We start from the raw sequence: 1,876 nt of genomic DNA, 5'->3' as shown, positions 1-1,876 counted from the left end.
TAATACTCCAGCTGTAGATCGTGATCTTCATGTCTGATCGGCGGCTTGCCGGTGGTAATGGCTGGTTCTGGATCGGGCCTGGTGGCGGCGCCGCCAGAGGGACCAGCGCAGCCGGTGGACCGCATCGGGCACAGGTCCAACGAGCGCCGTGAACAGCCGCTGGATCTCGTTGCAGGTGAGCGGGATCAACCCGTCCGGAGCGGGATGGCGGGCATGTTCTGTGGCACGGGTGACTGCCAGGAAGGCGTGCGCGAGCATGCCCAGGGTGACCCAGCGCGACCAGGAGGTGAAGCGGCGGACCTGGTGCTCGTCCAGTCCCGCAAGGCCCTTTCCCGACTGGAACGTCTCCTCAACTCGCCACCTCGACCCGGCGACGCGGACCAGCGTGGCAAGGGGTGCCGGAGTAGGTGAGGAGCAACGGTAGTAGGCCCGTTGGCCGGTGGTGCGGTTGCGCCGGATTAGCAGTTGGTGGTGGTTCGGTCCGGAGTCGGCCAAGTCGATGACTGCCCAGTCGTAGAAGCGGTGCCCTTTGGCGCCGGCCCCGGCCGACAGCTTCTGCCAGGCCCGCTTGGGCACCTTCGCGGCCAGCGCGTCGGCCCGGAACTTGCCCGCACCGGTGATGACGTCCGCCGAGGAGGCGACGGCCAACACGAAGCCGACCCCACGTTCTTCCAGTGCGGTCCGCAGACGCGGGTTGCCGCCGTAGACCTCGTCGCCCGTGACCCAGTCCACGCGGTGTCCGGCGTCGAGGAACCGGCCGATCATACGGCCGGCCAGCTCCGGCTTGGTTGCAAAGGCGGTGTCCTCGGGGAGGCCGGCGGCCCGGCAGCGGTCCGGCTCGCATGTCCACGAACGCGGGATGTAGAGCTCACGGTCCACCGCCGCGTGTCCGCGCGCTCCCGCGTAGACGAGGTAGACAGCGACCTGAGAGTTCTCGATCCGGCCTGCGGTGCCGGTGTATTGACGCTGCACCCCGACCGTGTGGGTGCCCTTCTTCAGGTCGCCGGTCTCGTCGACGACGAGGACTGCCCGCTCATCGTGCAGCTGCTCCACGACGTAGTCGCGTACGTCGTCCCGAACCGCGTCGGCGTCCCAGGAGGCTCGGCACAGCAGATGCTGCATGCCGTGTGGTGTCGCTTCCCCGGCCCACTCGGCGATCGTCCAGCAGTTCTTGCGTGGCAGATCCGACAGCAGCCCGAGCACCAGCCGTCCCGCCCGGCGCCGGGCCTCCACCCGCGCGAACCGTCCGGCTATGCGCCCCATCAGCTCCTCGAACGCTGCCTGCCAGCGGGCAGGGTCTACGCTGTGACCTGCGGCCACCGCATGATCGTTTGTCTTCACACACCGATGATCAACGGTGGCCGCAGCCATACCGGGCAGGAGGAACACCATGCAGATCGCCGGCGTCGACATCTACGTCAATCACCCCGTTCTGCACCTCGGGGCAACCGACTGGGTGCCCCTCTCCCTCGCTCTGGACGCCGCCCCCGCAGTCAGTTGCGACACTCACGTGGCCGTCCGGGTTCGACCCCAGAGAGGGCTGATCAAGGTGCGTCTCTTCACACCGCCTGATGACCCGCAGGCCCAACGCCCGAACCCGGAGTTCACCACCGTCTTCGACGGCCCCCTCCTGCTGCCCGACGGGCGCATCGCAGTCGGCGATGTCGAGCAGCAGACCCGCTTCGTGCACCGAGTGGGCGACCGCGGCCAGTTCAAAGTACGCGTCGCCGTGAACACGCCGGGGCCAGATGCCAACGCCATCGACATCGTCATCGCCGGCCCGAGCAAATGACCCGCGAGACGCCCATCCCAGCATGAGGCCGCTCAACGCGCGGCGGCCGCACCGCGATCAAGATCACGATCTACAGCTGGAGTA

At 67.9% G+C, this 1,876-nt stretch carries 2 protein-coding genes; one reads left to right on the top strand and one right to left on the bottom strand.

The genetic code is table 11. From position 1 onward, the window contains the following. Window positions 1-27: 27 nt before the first annotated feature. Window positions 28-1,263 (bottom strand): IS701 family transposase, encoded by a 1,236-nt coding sequence (locus tag IO20_RS0134130; RefSeq protein ID WP_078946326.1) that lies wholly within the window; start codon window positions 1,261-1,263, stop codon window positions 28-30. 127 nt (window positions 1,264-1,390) lie between these two features. Between IO20_RS0134130 and IO20_RS0134125 the strand changes: the two genes are divergently transcribed. Next, window positions 1,391-1,792 carry a hypothetical protein gene (locus tag IO20_RS0134125; RefSeq protein WP_030557219.1) on the top strand — a complete coding sequence of 134 codons (402 nt, stop codon included), beginning with the start codon at window positions 1,391-1,393 and terminating at the stop codon, window positions 1,790-1,792. The last annotated feature ends 84 nt before the right edge of the window (window positions 1,793-1,876 follow it).

Origin of the sequence: Streptomyces exfoliatus (genome assembly GCF_000725545.1) — a bacterium.
Taxonomy (GTDB): domain Bacteria; phylum Actinomycetota; class Actinomycetes; order Streptomycetales; family Streptomycetaceae; genus Streptomyces; species Streptomyces exfoliatus.
The sequence above is the reverse complement of the archived record's forward strand: the minus strand, read 5'-3'. Positions and strand labels throughout refer to the sequence as shown.